This window comes from Novosphingobium sp., assembly GCF_036733805.1.
Taxonomy (GTDB): domain Bacteria; phylum Pseudomonadota; class Alphaproteobacteria; order Sphingomonadales; family Sphingomonadaceae; genus Novosphingobium.
Genome location: NZ_DAIMZT010000004.1, coordinates 78,437 through 93,185, shown reverse-complemented (window position 1 = coordinate 93,185; position 14,749 = coordinate 78,437). Strand labels below are relative to the sequence as shown.

Annotated in this window: 16 protein-coding genes and 2 tRNA genes; 8 read left to right on the top strand and 10 right to left on the bottom strand. The window is 62.0% G+C overall.

The window, feature by feature from the left end:
- Positions 1–169: 169 nt before the first annotated feature.
- Positions 170–712: an S-adenosyl-L-homocysteine hydrolase gene (locus tag V7D69_RS02315; RefSeq protein WP_333604974.1), complete on the bottom strand. Its 543-nt coding sequence runs from the start codon at positions 710–712 to the stop codon at positions 170–172.
- A 172-nt stretch (positions 713–884) separates the two neighbouring features.
- Between V7D69_RS02315 and V7D69_RS02310 the strand changes: the two genes are divergently transcribed.
- The gene (locus tag V7D69_RS02310) at positions 885–1,364 is read left to right on the top strand and encodes a peroxiredoxin (RefSeq protein ID WP_324060814.1); all 480 of its coding nucleotides are present in this window, start codon (positions 885–887) and stop codon (positions 1,362–1,364) included.
- A gap of 144 nt (positions 1,365–1,508) precedes the next feature.
- Complete coding sequence (locus V7D69_RS02305; RefSeq protein WP_333604973.1) at positions 1,509–2,189, top strand: SDR family NAD(P)-dependent oxidoreductase; 681 nt, start codon at positions 1,509–1,511, stop codon at positions 2,187–2,189.
- Here the strand turns inward: V7D69_RS02305 and V7D69_RS02300 are convergent.
- The 3 genes from V7D69_RS02300 to V7D69_RS02290 form a co-directional block, all read right to left on the bottom strand.
- On the bottom strand, positions 2,186–3,628 hold the full coding sequence (locus V7D69_RS02300; protein ID WP_333604972.1) for a hypothetical protein: 1,443 nt from the start codon (positions 3,626–3,628) through the stop codon (positions 2,186–2,188). The genes V7D69_RS02305 and V7D69_RS02300 overlap by 4 nt on opposite strands.
- 85 nt (positions 3,629–3,713) lie before the next feature.
- Complete coding sequence (gene folE, locus V7D69_RS02295) at positions 3,714–4,322, bottom strand: GTP cyclohydrolase I FolE (protein ID WP_324063193.1); 609 nt, start codon at positions 4,320–4,322, stop codon at positions 3,714–3,716.
- Positions 4,319–5,857 carry a phospholipase D-like domain-containing protein gene (locus V7D69_RS02290; RefSeq protein WP_442947034.1) on the bottom strand — a complete coding sequence of 513 codons (1,539 nt, stop codon included), beginning with the start codon at positions 5,855–5,857 and terminating at the stop codon, positions 4,319–4,321. Before V7D69_RS02290 ends, folE begins: the two co-directional genes overlap by 4 nt.
- A gap of 335 nt (positions 5,858–6,192) precedes the next feature.
- Between V7D69_RS02290 and V7D69_RS02285 the strand changes: the two genes are divergently transcribed.
- Positions 6,193–6,810 carry a hypothetical protein gene (locus V7D69_RS02285; RefSeq protein WP_324063191.1) on the top strand — a complete coding sequence of 206 codons (618 nt, stop codon included), beginning with the start codon at positions 6,193–6,195 and terminating at the stop codon, positions 6,808–6,810.
- An 89-nt stretch (positions 6,811–6,899) separates the two neighbouring features.
- Here the strand turns inward: V7D69_RS02285 and V7D69_RS02280 are convergent.
- The 3 genes from V7D69_RS02280 to V7D69_RS02270 form a co-directional block, all read right to left on the bottom strand.
- Positions 6,900–6,976: transfer RNA gene (locus V7D69_RS02280), tRNA-Arg, on the bottom strand.
- Positions 6,977–7,024: 48 nt separating this feature from the next.
- A tRNA-Arg gene (locus V7D69_RS02275) sits at positions 7,025–7,101 on the bottom strand.
- Positions 7,102–7,157: 56 nt separating this feature from the next.
- Positions 7,158–7,541, bottom strand: a complete 384-nt coding sequence (locus tag V7D69_RS02270) for an NUDIX domain-containing protein (RefSeq protein WP_414690984.1) — start codon at positions 7,539–7,541, stop codon at positions 7,158–7,160.
- Between the two features lie 147 nt (positions 7,542–7,688).
- Between V7D69_RS02270 and V7D69_RS02265 the strand changes: the two genes are divergently transcribed.
- Together V7D69_RS02265 and V7D69_RS02260 are read left to right on the top strand one after the other, a co-directional pair.
- Complete coding sequence (locus V7D69_RS02265; RefSeq protein WP_324063189.1) at positions 7,689–7,877, top strand: Flp family type IVb pilin; 189 nt, start codon at positions 7,689–7,691, stop codon at positions 7,875–7,877.
- 122 nt (positions 7,878–7,999) lie between these two features.
- The gene (locus V7D69_RS02260) at positions 8,000–8,173 is read left to right on the top strand and encodes a Flp family type IVb pilin (RefSeq protein ID WP_324063195.1); all 174 of its coding nucleotides are present in this window, start codon (positions 8,000–8,002) and stop codon (positions 8,171–8,173) included.
- 133 nt (positions 8,174–8,306) lie between these two features.
- Here the strand turns inward: V7D69_RS02260 and V7D69_RS02255 are convergent, their stop codons facing one another.
- From V7D69_RS02255 to V7D69_RS02245, 3 genes are read right to left on the bottom strand one after another with little or no spacing between them, the layout of a single operon-like run.
- Complete coding sequence (locus V7D69_RS02255; protein ID WP_324063187.1) at positions 8,307–9,209, bottom strand: tyrosine recombinase; 903 nt, start codon at positions 9,207–9,209, stop codon at positions 8,307–8,309.
- 7 nt (positions 9,210–9,216) lie between these two features.
- Entirely contained in the window at positions 9,217–11,085 is a 1,869-nt protein-coding gene (locus V7D69_RS02250) for a hypothetical protein (protein WP_333604971.1), read from the bottom strand.
- Positions 11,082–11,240, bottom strand: a complete 159-nt coding sequence (locus tag V7D69_RS02245; RefSeq protein ID WP_324063183.1) for a hypothetical protein — start codon at positions 11,238–11,240, stop codon at positions 11,082–11,084. The genes V7D69_RS02250 and V7D69_RS02245 overlap by 4 nt, the downstream gene beginning before the upstream one ends.
- 58 nt (positions 11,241–11,298) lie before the next feature.
- On the opposite strand from V7D69_RS02245, the gene V7D69_RS02240 reads away from it, so the two are divergent.
- From V7D69_RS02240 to V7D69_RS02230, 3 genes are all read left to right on the top strand, one after another.
- Positions 11,299–11,886: a shikimate kinase gene (locus V7D69_RS02240; RefSeq protein ID WP_324063182.1), complete on the top strand. Its 588-nt coding sequence runs from the start codon at positions 11,299–11,301 to the stop codon at positions 11,884–11,886.
- Positions 11,877–12,989 carry a 3-dehydroquinate synthase gene (gene aroB / locus V7D69_RS02235; protein WP_324063180.1) on the top strand — a complete coding sequence of 371 codons (1,113 nt, stop codon included), beginning with the start codon at positions 11,877–11,879 and terminating at the stop codon, positions 12,987–12,989. The genes V7D69_RS02240 and aroB overlap by 10 nt, the downstream gene beginning before the upstream one ends.
- 319 nt (positions 12,990–13,308) lie before the next feature.
- A complete protein-coding gene (locus V7D69_RS02230) occupies positions 13,309–14,709 on the top strand; it encodes a peptide MFS transporter (protein ID WP_333604970.1) in 1,401 nt (466 codons plus the stop codon).
- Positions 14,710–14,749: the final 40 nt, after the last annotated feature.

Sequence of the window (14,749 nt, the reverse complement as noted above, 5' to 3'; positions counted from 1 at the left end):
GGGAACTCCTGGACAGTGACAAAAACGGTGCCGCGCGCCCAATCGGGATCGCACGGCACCCGCAATGCGCCGTCCCTAGCCGTTCAGCCGTCTGGAAGCAAATATAAAGCTATCTTTATATCGTAGATCGCACCCATCGCGATATGATGGAACCAGTATCTCCGCCCGCTTAATGCACCGCCAGCGCCAGCAGCGGATGAGGTTGCCGGTCAAGCAACTGGTCAGCGGCTTCGGCCAACGTCGCCCTTCCCTGAACCACGGCCAGGCTCTTGGCGATCTGGTGCAGTTCCGCGCAACTCAGCCACGGATGGCCGCCGCCATATTCGTTCGCCATCATCACGCTCAGACGGTCAAGTTCCTTGGCTGCGCCGGCAGTGCCATAACGAGCCGATAGCTGGGCCTGCAAGTCCCTGGCGGCCTGATTGAGATCGCTCAGATGATTGGAGGTAAATCGGCCGTAATCTTCCGTGAAATTGTCGGCCGTGGTGCGGCAACGCAGGCCAGTGACCATCAGCATGATGTCAAGCTTGCGCAGCTTTTCCGCCTCGCTGCCGACTGCCTCGCCGCCCGGCTCTGCCAACGCCGGTTGTGCCGGAACCAGTGTGAGCGCAAACACCGCGCCGGCAATCCAGCCTGCCGCCAGACGACGCGCGCCGCCCTTTACGCTCCGCAACGGCCGAGCGCCCCGTGCAAAATATCTCGTGATGTGCATTTCCCGTCCCCTTCGCGCCAGAACGCGCGATGGAGCGAGAATCCGCCAGAGAGTTTACGGCAGCTTAAAGGGGCGCTGTAAACGGAAATTCACCATGTTGGATCGTTGCCCTGATGCGACGGCACCCTATATCTGCGCCGACTGCGGTTCACTTTCAGAAAGGACTAATGCCATGACCATCGCCGTTGGAGAGAAGCTGCCGGACGTCAAGCTGATGAAGGCGGGTGAGAATGGGCCGGAGCCTGTCCAGAGCGCCGATTATTTCGCGGGAAAGAAAGTGGCGCTGTTCTCGGTCCCCGGAGCATTCACCCCCACTTGCTCCGCCAAACATCTGCCCGGCTTCGTTGAGAAGGCCGAAGACCTCAAAAGCAAAGGCATCGACGAGATCGCCTGCACAGCCGTGAACGACGCCTTCGTCATGGGCGCTTGGGGCAAGGCAGCCGGCTCTGCGGAGATCACGATGCTGGCGGACGGCAATGGCGATTTCGCCAAAGCGGTGGGCCTGGTGATGGATGGCTCGGGCTTTGGCATGGGCAGCCGCGGCCAGCGTTATTCGATGGTCGTGAACGACGGCGTGGTGGAACAGCTTAACGTCGAGGCTCCCGGCACGTTCGAGGTCAGCTCGGCTGAATACCTGCTCAATCGGATCTGAACGCGCGACAGTGCGATTCGCTGACGGGGGCGGCCCTTTCCAAAGGAGGGGCCGCCCTGCTGCGTTCTGCGGTATGATTGGGGCCCGCACGCCTGCCGCCTTTCCTTGGCCTAAGACAGCTCTGTGCGAAACGAGGGAGTTCATATGGCACGTTCGGTTATCGTCACGGGTGGCTTCGGCATTCTTGGCCAGGCGGTGGCGGAAAGGTTCGCTGCCTTGGGGGACCAGGTGGCACGCATCGACTTTGCGCCTGCGGGCCGAACGGCGCCTTCCGGCGCGTTCGACATCGGCGGCGTGGACCTGACCGACGCTGCCGCGACTAAGACGGCGCTGGATAAGGTCCTGGCGAGGGCCGGCGGCATTGACGTGTTGGTCAACGTCGCCGGCGGCTTCACATGGGAAACCCTGGAAGGCGGCGCCATCGCATCATGGAGCAGGATGCAATCCATGAATCTGATAACCGCCGCCACGATAACGCAGCTCGCCCTGCCGGAACTCAAGAAATCCGCAGTTGGCCGTATCGTCAACATTGGCGCCGGCGCGGCAATCAAGGCCGGCATGGGCATGGGCGCCTATGCCGCCTCGAAATCCGGCGTGCACCGCCTGACGGAGGCGCTGGCCGAGGAACTAACCGGAACCTCAGTGACAGTGAACGCGATCCTGCCCAGCATCATCGATACGCCCGCCAACCGGGCGGACATGCCTGACGCCGATTTTTCGCAATGGGTCCAACCCGCCGCAATCGCCGATGTGATCGCCTTTTTGGCATCGGGCGAAGCCCGCTCCATAAGCGGCGCGCTGATTCCAGTGATGCGCGGAGGCTAGGACCGCTTCGGCACGTAAACGACGATCCCTTCACGCGCATAAATGCAACGCCACTGCCGACTGCTCGCCAGTTGGCCAGCTAACGGCGCATTATGCTCTGCGTTGAGCACAAAGGCGGCTGGCCGCCATTTGCTCAGGACATCGACCAGCGGGACAAAGCCGTTCTCGATGCCCCCGTTGTATTTCCACTCATCGCTGGAATAGCGGTAATAGCGTCCGTCGTAAGCGACCCGCCAGTCCGGGTAGCCGCCGTCAATGATGGCCCCACCGAAGGGAAAATCGCCGTAGATCGTGCCCCGCACATGCTCACGCTTCAGGCGCTCTATCGCGGCGAGCGGTATGCTCGGTTCAAACCGGGTCGGCAGCAGGAATGGGCCGAGCGCGGCCACCAGCAAGACCGGAACCGCAATCGCGCCCCGCGGCAATCGCTCGCCCCGGTCCGACGCATCAGACGCCGCTGCGCGAACGAGGACCGGAACCATGGCCACCGCCCAGAACAGAACGAAGCGGTATGCGGTGACAGTCAATGCCAGCAGGAGAAGCGCCACCGCCAGTTCAGCCGCATCCGCGCGCGCGCCGCGCCGCCATAGGAGCCAGCAGCCAAACAGCGCCACCGTGAGGATCGGCGCCGCATTGAGATGATTGGCGGGAATCCATAGCGGCAGCCATTCACTCGCCCCGATCATCATGCTGGAGCGCGCATTGCGCGTCGCTTCGGCAAGTATGGAGAGACCGTCAGGCGTTGTGAACACCGCCGCGCAGCCGATGAGGGCAAGCGCGGTTGCAGCCAGGGGCGGCGCGGCGGCGCGGTAGCGCAGCCACTGATACCAGCCGGGGGCGGAATATACCGCCAAGGCGGCGACGCCGACCGTGACGGAAGGATGAAGATTCTGCCACAGCAGCAGCAACGGCGCACCGATCGCCAGCGTTGTCCACGGCGTCAACCTCAGCCGCAGCAGCGCAAGCAGAAAGCCAAAGCAGAGCGCGGCAAAGCTTTGCGGCCTGATGCTGGCTGTGGGCAATGCCGCTACGAAAGCAAGGCCCAGTCCCAGCATGACCGCGCGCAGCGGCGCCCCGCGCGCGCGACATGCGGCAGCCGGCGCCCAGAACCCCCCGAGCCAGCACAGCGCGTCGAATACCCGCAGCGCGCTCCATCCGCCCATGTGACGCACGGCCGCCATGGCGGCCTGCCCCAGCCACGCGAAGCCGGGGAGCGGCTCACCCACATGCAGCGCGGAGAACGGCTCTGCGCGTATGGGGCCGTGATGCGCCAGAATCAGCTCGCCAAGCTTGAGCTGCCAAAAGATGTCGACGTCCCATATTCGCCGGGACAACAGGATAAGAAGAAGGACGGCCGGTGTCAGCGCAAGCAGATATTGCCGCCGCCAGCTGCTACGCACCGTCACTATGCCGGTTCTGTACTGTTCCTGCCCGTCCATTGCACCACCGCACAATCCAGGGCTTTGTCGCTGGGGACATCGGTTCGATCAAGCCCCTCGCGCTTGGAATTGCAGTTAGGCTCTATCAATAACCCATCAGGCTCAACACTTCCTTGCGACTGCGCTCATCTTCAAGGAATGTACCCATCATCCGGCTGGTTATCATTCCGACCCCCGGCGTACGCACGCCGCGCGCATTCATGCAGGCATGGCTGGCCTCTATCACCACGGCGACGCCGTGCGGCTTTAAATTGTCCCATATGCACTGGGCAACCTCCGCGGTGAGCCGTTCCTGTATCTGCAGCCGGCGCGCATAACCCTGAAGCACGCGTGCAAGCTTGGAAATGCCCACGACATGGTCACGCGGCAAATAAGCGATCGCCGCCTTGCCGATGATCGGCGCCATGTGATGTTCGCAGTGCGACTGAAACGGGATCTCTTTCAGGAGCACCACTTCATCATAGCCGCCCACTTCCTGAAATATCCGCGAAAGGTGGATCGCCGGATCTTCCTGATAGCCCTGACAGTATTCCTGCCAGGCGCGAGCGACGCGCTGGGGTGTGTCCAGCAAACCTTCGCGGGTAGGATCATCGCCGGCCCAGCGGATCAATGTCCGTATCGCGTCTTGCACATCATCGGGTACAGGCGGCTTGCCGAGCGGGTTGTCTTCATCGGGCCCAACCAAGCTACTCATCGCTCGATACTCCTTCTCAACCGTTTCATCAGGCGCATGCGCATGAGTTGCCCCTTGCGCCTGAACAATCCGCGCCTTTCGATCGGCTCGAACATTTCGCCAGGGCGTTCCGGATCAAGTATGCCGCTGGCGCCGAGCGCTCTTTCAGTTTCCGAGAGATGTTTCAAGGGCAAGGGTTCAAGATGCTTGTCAGAAATAGACAGCGCCTCGATCATCGCTGCCATGTTGCCATAATATTCGAGGCCGCCCGCCACCGCTTCTTCGGCCAGCCCGCAATGTTCGGCAAGCAGCCGCAGGCGCAGCGCCCTGATGGTCGGGCCGACGTGTGCATTTGCCGGCCGTGCCGTGTCAATGAAGACATCGCACTCGCTGTCCAGCCCCATAGAGCGGTTGTTCATATTGGCCGAGCCGACCCGCAGGATCTCGTCATCAACGATCGTCAGCTTGGCGTGAACATAGATCGGCGTGCCATCGGAAGCGACAGGATGATAAATCCGAAAGCGCCCGGCATGGTCTGCCTGCTGCAGCGCTTGCAACAACTCCACCCGCGCCGTGTCCATCGCTACTTGTTCCAGCCAGCCATGGGCAGTGAGCGAACTGATAACGAGAAATTCCGGCGGATCGGGTTCCAGGAGGCGCTGGCAGATGACTTCGGCGATCGCTCGCGACGCGAAATACTGCGTCTCTGCATAAACAAAGCGCCGAGCCCGCCGGATCTGCTCGATGAACAGATGCTCGATCTCGCTGATCTGGGGCGAATCGCCGTATTTGGCCGCCGTTCGCGCTATGCCGATTTCTACGTTCTCGAACTCTGCTTCAAGGTTCTTGGGCCAGGGGCTGGCGTCCTGGACCCGACAGGGTAAAAGTTCCTTGCCTCCCGCTGCCCGCCAGCGGGCCCGCCCCAACTCGCCCAGCGCCACCGCCACTTCGCCCTCCATCACCATGGTGACGTCGTGCCAGGGCCCATAGAGACGGCCTGTCGGACGCCTGCGTCGAGGATCGCGGGGTCGGTGTTCGGGTGTGTCCCAGCGGTCGGAAGTCATGTCGATCCCGCCGCAGGCGGCAAATATGTCATCGATCACGACGATCTTCTGATGGTGGCTGCAGCCCACCGGATGAGCGGAATCGAACTTGAAGTCGATCTGCCGTCGCAGCGCCCAGCGTACCAAGTCGAACAGCATGGTGCCTCGGAAGAGGTACTTCACCATGGCGAAATTCCACTTGAGCAGCAGGACTTCCAGCCGGGGATTCCGCTTCACCAACCACAGGATATAAGAACCCAGCCTGGCGGGAAATCGCGCCTTGCGATGCCCTTGCCACCAGCGCCGCCCGGACGGCAGAAGAATGCGCGAATCGAAATCCCAGCCGATCAGGAAAATCCGCTGGCGAGCCCGGTCCATCGTCTCGCGGATCACCGCGAAGTAATCGGCCGCATCGATCGCCAGGTGCGCCCGGCGCGCGTGAGCGTACCGCCAAACGGATGCCGGTGTTTGCCCGCCAACCGCGGCTCCCTTGCCGGGCTCTTCTTTCATCATCTGCATTGCTGGATCAGACGCTTCTTCGGATCAAGCCCTGAACCCGTAGCTTGTTCCGGCCTGCGCTTTTTGCGACCAGCCTCGGAAAGACCTGCGCCAGCCCATCCAACGCTAAAAACCGTCGCTTCACCGGGAGCGCAAGCAGCCGTTCAGCGGCCATTCGGTTTATGATGGCGACGCTCGTTCCGCTTGCCTTAGTGCATTTGATATCGGTGAGCTTGTTCTGATCTATTGGGTCAGGACGACTATCCGGCGTCGTGCCGGACCTCTTTCCGGCCTTGTCGGATCGGAGGCTTTCCGGGGCATCCTTCGGCCCCACAGCAAAGGAGTGCAACATGAAAAGAACCCTCATCGCCGCCGCGATCGCTGCAGCGAGCCTTGCCCCTGTGGCCGCACTGGCACAGGCCGGCGCAGCTTCCGCGGCGCCCGCCCCGACGGTGGGAGCGAAGGTCTATGACCCGCAAGGAGGCGAGGTCGGCACAGTGGAGTCCGTGCAAGACGGCGTCGTCACCGTCAACACCGGCACCGCGCGCGCGGGCCTTCCGACCAGTGCCTTCGCTTCGCGTGAAAAGGGCCTCACCATCGGCATGAACAAGGCTCAGATCGAAGCCGCCGTCACCGGCGCCGCTGCGCAGACCAGCGCGGCGAAGGATGCGGCCCTGGCCGTCAACGCTCAAGTAAAAAGCAGCGATGGCGTCGTGCTTGGCACGATTTCCAAGATCGAAGGCGATGACGTGACGGTGCAGCTGAGCAACGGTTCGTCAGTCGTGCTCAAGAAGTCGTATCTGGGTCTCGTCAACAATGCCTTAACGCTTGGCATGACCGCCGATGCTTTCAGCAAACAGGCTCAGGCAAGCGCCACGGCGCAAGCCGGCAATGACGCGGCCGCTCCGGCTTCGGGCCAGACGGCCGCCACGCAAGGCGCCGGCCAAGCTCAGGAACCCGGCCAGTAAGCGACTGACGATCGCGGCAAACGAAGTGGAGCCGGAGCGGTCACGCTGTTCCGGCTCCATGTCTCGAAACGCGTGGCTTGGAACGGCGATGGCGCGCCCGGAACGATTCGAACGTCCGACCCTCAGATTCGTAGTCTGATGCTCTATCCAGCTGAGCTACGGGCGCAGGAGGCCATCCTCACTCCTCTCAAGCTTGCAGCAAGCCGAGAGAAATTGGCGCGCCCGGAACGATTCGAACGTCCGACCCTCAGATTCGTAGTCTGATGCTCTATCCAGCTGAGCTACGGGCGCGTTGGAGGTGCGCCAATAGAAAGGGATTCGGCCTGGGTCAACGCCTATATGGTCCCTCAGGAAGAATGTACGCCCAGATAACGGCATAAAGCGTCCGCCAGCGGATAATCGAGCGGGGGCATCGACAAATGCCGGATCGCATCGGGCCTGCACCACGCGATGGCCTCTGCATCACGGACATGAGGAACACCGCTCCATTCGCGGGCGGCGTAAAGATGAATGACAAGTGGTCTTTGCGGCTCCATCCCGCCTTCATCGGCTGCGGCGGTAAGTCCCTCGGCGATCCCGATCGGCTTCAGAACCCCTGCCTTCAGACCGATGCCGAGTTCCTCGTCCAGCTCGCGCGCAGCCGCAAACTCAGGCGTTTCGCCCGGTTCGATCTTACCTCCGGGAAATTCCCATAATCCGCCATGCGCGGCGGATAAATGCCGTTGTTGCATAAGGATAAATCCGTCGGCGTCGATCAGGGCCACGGCGACAACAACGACAGGTGTCAGGATTTTTTCCAGTTTCAGCCGCCATCTTAAAGACAAATTAACACCGGGATGAGATTCCAGACATCAACTCGAGCGAACTGCAAGGCCGCCATGACAAAGCTCATTACCGTCAGGAAAGTCCTTCGTGACCAGAAGGGCGCATCTTCCGTGGAGTATGGCCTGATCCTGGCGATGATTGTCCTGGTGATGCTCATCGCGATGCAAGGGGTCGCTAACCAAACAATTTCTTATTGGCAAAACATTTCCACAACCTCTGCCAACGCGATCAGCGGCTCGTGAATACCTCTGCATTTAAACCTTTCTCAAGGAATATCCTTTAGTCCACGGGAAGTCCAAAGCATCGCGGAACGGCTGTTGCGAGAGGACCGGGTACAGAAGACTGCTTTTTCAGGAGACAGATGATGAAGTTTCTCGCCAAGCTGCGCCGCAATGAGGAAGGCGCGACCGCCATCGAATACGGCTTGATCGCCGCTCTCATCGCCGTCGCGGCGATTGCCGCCATGCAGGGTCTGGGCTCGCAGCTCAAGACGACTTTCAACACGACTTCTTCGGCCATGGTCGTCCCCAGCTCGTAACAGCTGCCTGGTCGATTTCAACCGATTGGGGCGGCGGGGAAACCCGCCGCCCTTTTCGTTTTGGAGGTTCTCTTGCATCAATGCCTGGCTGTTCAGGAGTCGATCCGCTTTACACTTGCGGCGGACAGCCCTTTCACAACTTCGGCTCTTCCACCTTTTGCTTTCGGGCTAGCGGATGGCGAGCATTGACGAGGGCCACCAGCCGCGCGCCGTCAACGTGCGTATAGATCTGGGTCGTGGATATATCGGCGTGGCCCAGCAACATCTGCAGCACGCGTAGATCAGCCCCACCCTCCAGCAAATGCGTGGCAAACGCATGGCGCAGCACGTGCGGCGATACCCGCGCCGGGTCCAGTCCGGCCCGAACCGCAAGCTCGCGCAAGAGCTGAAACAGCCGAACGCGCGTAAGATGGCCATCCGCGCCGCGCGAGGGGAACAGGAATTTCGAGCTGCCGGTTCGTAAAGCCATCCAACGCGACAGGACAGCGCGCGCGCGGGTACTTACCGGAATCATGCGCTGTTGCCCGCCCTTGCCGGTGACATGAAGAAACGGAGCATCACGGGGAACCGCCGCAACAGGCAACGAGACCAACTCACTCGCACGCAGCCCGGAGCCATAGAGCAGCTCCAGCAAGGTCAGCAGGCGAACGGCATCAGGCCGCTCTCCGCCAGCCTCTTCCTCGGCAAGCAGGAGGAACTCCTCGACTTCCGTACGGCCGAGCAATCGCGGCAATGGCCGCCGCGTGCGCGGCCTGGGTAGCGCTCCGGAAGGATCGTCGTCCCGCAGACCTTCATCCGCGAGAAAACCATAGAATTGTCTCAGCGCCGAGCATCTGCGGGCGAGACTGGACGCCGCAAGCCCGCTCCACGCTTCACTCAGCGAAGCAAGCGCGCGCGCATCAACTGCAGCCAGATCGCCCAGGACTTCGCGGGCCGCTTCAAGATCGCGTCGATAGGCCGCAAGCGTGTTCGCAGCCGCGCCGCGTTCCACCGCAAGTGTTGCAAGAAAACGTTCGGCGAGGTCTTCTCCCGCCATCTCCCTATCAGACCCTGGCCACCGCTTCCGCCGCGATCATGCGTGCGTCCGCCTCCAGCCCGACCTGGCGCAGAGCCGAAATGATGTGAAACAGATAGCGCGGCGTCATCCGGTGCCAGTCTGCACCCTGCATGCCGAACCCCGCCAGCAGGATCACGCTTGCTTGATCTCCACGCCGAGCCGCGCTGTCAATCGCTTCGGTCCAGCGCGTGGCGATGTTGAGACGTAGTGCCATGTCATTCGAATAGCGCCCGGCCTGGCTCGACCCGAGCCTGTCCAGCGCCGCAAGGCCCGCGATCAGAAACGCAGCCTTGCGCTTGCCGGCGCTGCCGTCACCTTTGATGAACTTGTCCAGCGTACCCGTATCGACCGGGGTGGTGCGCCCTGGCGCGGCCAGCGCGAGCAAGGCCCAGCTTTCGCTGCCGGCGGGGACGACAGAGGCCCAGCGCACGGCGTTGGCGTCGTAACCGGCGGAGAGCATGGAAGCGATCAACAGCGCGGCCTGATCGGCCATCTCCTGGCTTGCCGGCATACGCGCCGCAGCCGCGGCGGTCAGCACTTGACGCGCGTAGCGGGCCGAACTGTCCGCAGCGCCATTCCAGAGGGCCTGCATCGCCGACAACCGCGCCGCCGCGTCCTGTTGCGTATAAGCATCGCGCAGACTTTCGGCGCGGTCCTGCCAATCACCCGTCACGCTGGAATCAACATAGATCTGCGAATAAAGATCCACCATCGCGGCGTTGGACAGCACGCCGGAAGCGCCCGCCCAATCGGCGGCAGCGGCGCGCCGCTCCAATCCGACCATCGGGGCCAGAGCGGCGACATAATTGTATTGCGGCCCGGCCGCCGCCATCAGCTTTGCCGGTGGCTCAAGGCCCACGCCAAGGGCAAGGCCATAGCGCCACGGCGTCATATCCTTCACCTGGTCCCATTCGATCGTCACCGCCTTGCGCGACTTGCCTGCTGCGCCCGTATATTTCTGCGCCAGCAGCATGTCGATCTTCGGCATCGTTCCGCGCGACATGTCACGGTCCAGTTCCGCGATCGCGGCGGCGCTGTTGCCGCGAAACGCCTGACACATCGTCTTGGCGACATTCCATGTCGGATCGTCCCGCAAGTCCCCCTGAGTGGCGATGATCGGACACAAACCAGTGAAATCCGCCGTCCCTTGGTAGACGTCAAGCGCCACGTTGCCCACGGCGGGCGTATAATCGGCGATGTCGATATCTTGCAGCAAGGCCCGCGCCGCATCGGTTTCACCCATGCGTAGGAGCAAACCGACGCGAAGCGCCAGAAAGTCCTGCGGGCTCATACCCTGAGGCGCCCGCAACCGAGACACCAATGCACGCCGCACCAGGATGTGCCCCCAGCGCGAGACGAGAGAGCCCTTATTCGCGGAAAGCAGAAGTTCGATCAGCCTGCCGTTCTGTACGGAGAGCGAATCCGGTCGCAAACCGCCTTCGCTTTCATCAAGAAGCCCTGCCGTATCCATGGAGCGGCGGGCTTGCGGCGGCGTGTCGAAAACAACGTCGGTTCCCAAAAGGGCTTCGAAATCGTCCGGCGTCATTTTCGCCAGCTCTTCAAGGCTGGGAACGCGGCTGAGAACATTGTCGCTCCCCTCCTGCGCGTTTACATTGCCGGAAGCAATATTTCCCGGCCCGGACAGAGGTTGAACGACCGGGGTGGAGACGGATCGAGTCCCTTCCCGATTCGCCGAACCAGGCGGCACCGCCGGTTTGGCAGTGGAAGGCTTGGGGGCCGCGGGCGTGGAATCCTCGAACATTTTCGGCAACAGGGATTCGGGCGCGTCTTGGGCGACCGCCCACGCCGAAGTGAGCGCCAGGGCGGCAACAGCGGCCAGATACACCGCCCTCACCGCGGCAGCTCCGGCACCGGCACCGCCACCACTACATCCCGGACCGGCCGGCGGCCTGCGTCAACCCAAGCAAACGCGCAAAGCGCAATGATGCCAAGCGGAACGGCCAGGACGATCACTCTTTGCAGCCATCGCCCGCGCATTTCGATCGTCACTCGCCTTCCTTCACCGATGCTTGCGCTGCGACCTAGCGCAACTATAGGCGGTGGGGCAATGGACGTTCAACAAACCCGCTTTTCCGCACAGGAGATCGCGGCCCTGGCGCGGCGCATAGACCGCCCGATCGTGCTAGTGGGCATGATGGGGGTCGGCAAGTCCAGCCTGGGCAAAAAGCTGGCTGTCTTGCTGGATTGCCCGTTCGTTGACGCCGACGAGGAAATCGAGCGTTCTGCCCACATGACTATCCCGGAAATCTTCGAAACATTTGGAGAGGCTTATTTTCGCGACGGTGAGCGACGGGTGATCGCGCGGCTGATGCAGGAAAGCGCGGAGCAGCCGGGTTGCCGCACTGTCATCGCCACAGGCGGCGGCGCGTTCTGCAATGCAGAGACTCGCGCGCTGATCCTCGACAAGGCCATAGCCGTCTGGCTTGACAGCGATGTCGATACGCTGATCGATCGCACCGCCCGGAAAGACAATCGCCCGCTGCTGAAACAAGGGGATCCGCGCGAAATTCTCACGCGTCTGCGCGCGGAGCGTGAACCGTATTATTCGCAAGCGCCGATTCACGTGCTCAGCGGCAACGGTCCGCATGTGCAGACCATCAACAAGGTGCTTGAGGAAATTTCGCAATGGCTGTGATCCCAGTGAATATCGCCGGCCGGCCCTACGAAGTCCGCGTGGGCGCCGGACTTCTGGCGGAACTCGTGCCTTACTGCCGCGGGCGGCTGCGCAAGCGCGGGGTGCCCATCATCACAGACGCCGATGTCTACGCGGCCTGGGGCGGAATAGTGGAAGCCAGCCTGCGCGACCACGGCCATGAGCCGCACTGGCGCATCCTTGCGCCGGGCGAGCAGACAAAATCGTGGGATGAACTCTCCGCCACCGTAAACTGGCTGCTGGAACTTGAGGTTGAGCGGGGCGATCACATCGTCGCGCTCGGCGGCGGCGTGATCGGCGATCTGACCGGCTTCTGCGCGGCTATCCTCAAGCGCGGCTGCAAGTTCATCCAGTTGCCCACCACGCTGCTGGCGCAAGTCGATTCAAGCGTTGGCGGCAAGACAGCGATCAACACGCCGGCCGGCAAAAACCTCGTCGGCGCTTTTCACCAACCATCGCTCGTTCTCGCCGACCTTTCAGCGCTGGAAACACTCCCACAGCGCGAGATGCTGGCAGGGTATGCTGAAGTAGTAAAATATGGCCTCATCGATGATGCCGACTTCTTCGCCTGGTGCGATGCCAACGGCGCCGCGATGATCGCGGGCGACAGCGCGCTGCGCGAATATGCGGTGGCCCATGCGGTCGCCGCGAAGGCGCGGATCGTGGCCGAAGATGAGTTCGAGACCACCGGCCAACGTGCGCTGCTGAACCTGGGCCATACTTTCGGCCATGCGCTGGAAGCGGAGACCGGCTTCTCCGCACGGCTGCTTCACGGAGAAGCGGTAGCTCTGGGCATGGTGCTGGCCGCGCGATATTCCGCCCATCTGGGCCTGATGCCGCGAGCCAGTGCCGAACATGTGGCGCAACATATCGGCCAAATCGGCTTGCCTGCGGCCCTGGCCGCGCTCGATCTGGATTGCAGCGGCGCTGATCTTGTTCGTCACATGTTGCACGACAAGAAGATGGACGCCGGCACCCTGCCGTTCCTGCTGATGAAGGGCATCGGCCAGACTTACCTGGCCAAGGACGTATCGCTGGACGACGTAGGGACCTTTCTTGACGCGGAACTGGCGCGCGGCGGGTAAACATAACCGGTCTGTCTCGCACCAATCAGACACCAACCTCGATATCCCGTTTCCTGGCCACGCCGGGCCGCTGCAGAGGCTGGAACAAAACTTTCCGGCGGATGTTTCCCGTTTGCGTTCCTCGTCGTCCATTGCGGAAGCGGGGGGCCGGTGTGCCGACGGTTAAGCCGGGCACAGCGGAGGCGGCAGGCGGATCGGGCCTGCCGCCTTTTTCTTTGGTCCTTCACCTCGCATTTGACCTTCTCCCGGCGACGTGACATTGCGTCAACACGCACCCCTGTTACGCGGGCGGATAAGATAATTACGGAAAGCGATTGCCATGACCGTAGCCGAAGCGACTCCGGAACTCGATCTAGCTGATCCGACCGGATATGATGACCGGGCTTTTCTCGGCCATCCCAAAGGGCTTGGCTATCTTGGCCTGGTGGAGGGATGCGAGCGGTTCTCCTATTACTCCATGCAGACACTGCTGACACTGTACATGGTCAATTACCTGCTGCACCCCGATCATCAGGAAGCGGTGCTCGGGCTTGACTGGGTCAAGGCGCATATCTGGTCCGGCCTGGAAGGCCAGCCCCTCGCCTCCCGCATTTTCGGCGCTTATACGGCCGCCGTCTACCTCACGCCGATCCTGGGGGGTATCCTTGCCGATCTTTTTCTGGGGAGGCGGGCAGCGCTGATCGCGGGCGGTATAGTCATGTCGCTTGGCCATTTCCTGATGGCTTTCGAAAGCGCGTTCCTTTTCGCCCTGGTTACGCTGGTAATCGGCGTCGGCCTGTTCAAGGGCAACATCGCCAGCCAAGTGGGCGAACTTTACGGGCCCAACGACAGCCGCCGCGCCATGGCCTTCCAGATCTTCTACATCTTCATCAACGTGTCCGTAATCGCGGCGCCGCTGATCTCCGGTTCGTTGGGAGAGGATGTGGGTTGGCATTGGGGCTTTGGCTGTGCCGGCGTCGTGATGGTGCTTGGCCTGCTTCTCTATCTAGCCGCCCGCCCTTACCTTCCCGCCGAAACGCAGGGGAACAGCCGGACTGAACAACCGCGCGCAAAGTTCGCGCGTGGCGATGGCCCTCGCCTGATCGCGGTGCTGTTGCTGGTGCCGGTCATGGCGATTGCCCTGCTGACCAACCAGGAGATCTTCAATGCCTATCTCGTCTGGGCCGATCAGCATTTCCAGCTGACCTTTTTCGGCAAGACACTGCCGACTAGCTGGATGATTACCATCGACGCCACCCTCAGCTTTTCCATGCTCGTCGCGGTCGCGGCGTTCTGGAACTGGATCGGCCGCAAGACCGGACGCGAACCGGATGAACTGGGGAAAATGATTATCGGCAGCTTCTTCACCATCGGCGGCGGCCTTTGCTTATGGTTCGCAGCGGCGACGCAAGGCGCCGGCAAGATAGGGCTGTTCTGGCCAGTGATGTTCCACCTAGTCAACTCGATCGGCTTCGCCCATGTCCTGCCGGTCAGTCTGGCGCTCTTCACCCGCCTCGCCCCGCGTGCGCTGAATGCTTCGATCGTGGGAATTTATTATCTCGCGTTCTTTATCGCGAACTACACGGTGGGCGTAATCGGGGGCTGGTATTCGACCATGTCAACGCCGCAGTTCTGGCTGCTCCACGCCGCCAGCGCGGCGGTCGGGCTGATCGCGTTCAGCGCCTTCAAGCTATTCCTGGCGAATCGGCTGATGAGCGAGGCCGATCCGCTGCCAACCTGATTTCACCCTCTCCGCCGGAAGAGGGGAAGAGGGCGTCGCT

What these genes read in the sequence shown, in the direction of transcription:
- V7D69_RS02265 (WP_324063189.1), top strand. Translation starts at nt 7,689, where the DNA reads ATGACAAAGCTCATTACCGTCAGGAAAGTCCTTCGTGACCAGAAGGGC.
- aroB (WP_324063180.1), top strand. Translation starts at nt 11,877, where the DNA reads ATGGCTGTGATCCCAGTGAATATCGCCGGCCGGCCCTACGAAGTCCGC.
- V7D69_RS02240 (WP_324063182.1), top strand. Translation starts at nt 11,299, where the DNA reads ATGGACGTTCAACAAACCCGCTTTTCCGCACAGGAGATCGCGGCCCTG.
- V7D69_RS02255 (WP_324063187.1), bottom strand. Translation starts at nt 9,209, where the DNA reads ATGGCGGGAGAAGACCTCGCCGAACGTTTTCTTGCAACACTTGCGGTG.
- V7D69_RS02300 (WP_333604972.1), bottom strand. Translation starts at nt 3,628, where the DNA reads ATGGACGGGCAGGAACAGTACAGAACCGGCATAGTGACGGTGCGTAGC.
- V7D69_RS02315 (WP_333604974.1), bottom strand. Translation starts at nt 712, where the DNA reads ATGCACATCACGAGATATTTTGCACGGGGCGCTCGGCCGTTGCGGAGC.
- V7D69_RS02290 (WP_442947034.1), bottom strand. Translation starts at nt 5,857, where the DNA reads ATGATGAAAGAAGAGCCCGGCAAGGGAGCCGCGGTTGGCGGGCAAACA.
- folE (WP_324063193.1), bottom strand. Translation starts at nt 4,322, where the DNA reads ATGAGTAGCTTGGTTGGGCCCGATGAAGACAACCCGCTCGGCAAGCCG.
- V7D69_RS02270 (WP_414690984.1), bottom strand. Translation starts at nt 7,541, where the DNA reads ATGCAACAACGGCATTTATCCGCCGCGCATGGCGGATTATGGGAATTT.
- V7D69_RS02285 (WP_324063191.1), top strand. Translation starts at nt 6,193, where the DNA reads ATGAAAAGAACCCTCATCGCCGCCGCGATCGCTGCAGCGAGCCTTGCC.
- V7D69_RS02230 (WP_333604970.1), top strand. Translation starts at nt 13,309, where the DNA reads ATGACCGTAGCCGAAGCGACTCCGGAACTCGATCTAGCTGATCCGACC.
- V7D69_RS02310 (WP_324060814.1), top strand. Translation starts at nt 885, where the DNA reads ATGACCATCGCCGTTGGAGAGAAGCTGCCGGACGTCAAGCTGATGAAG.
- V7D69_RS02305 (WP_333604973.1), top strand. Translation starts at nt 1,509, where the DNA reads ATGGCACGTTCGGTTATCGTCACGGGTGGCTTCGGCATTCTTGGCCAG.
- V7D69_RS02260 (WP_324063195.1), top strand. Translation starts at nt 8,000, where the DNA reads ATGAAGTTTCTCGCCAAGCTGCGCCGCAATGAGGAAGGCGCGACCGCC.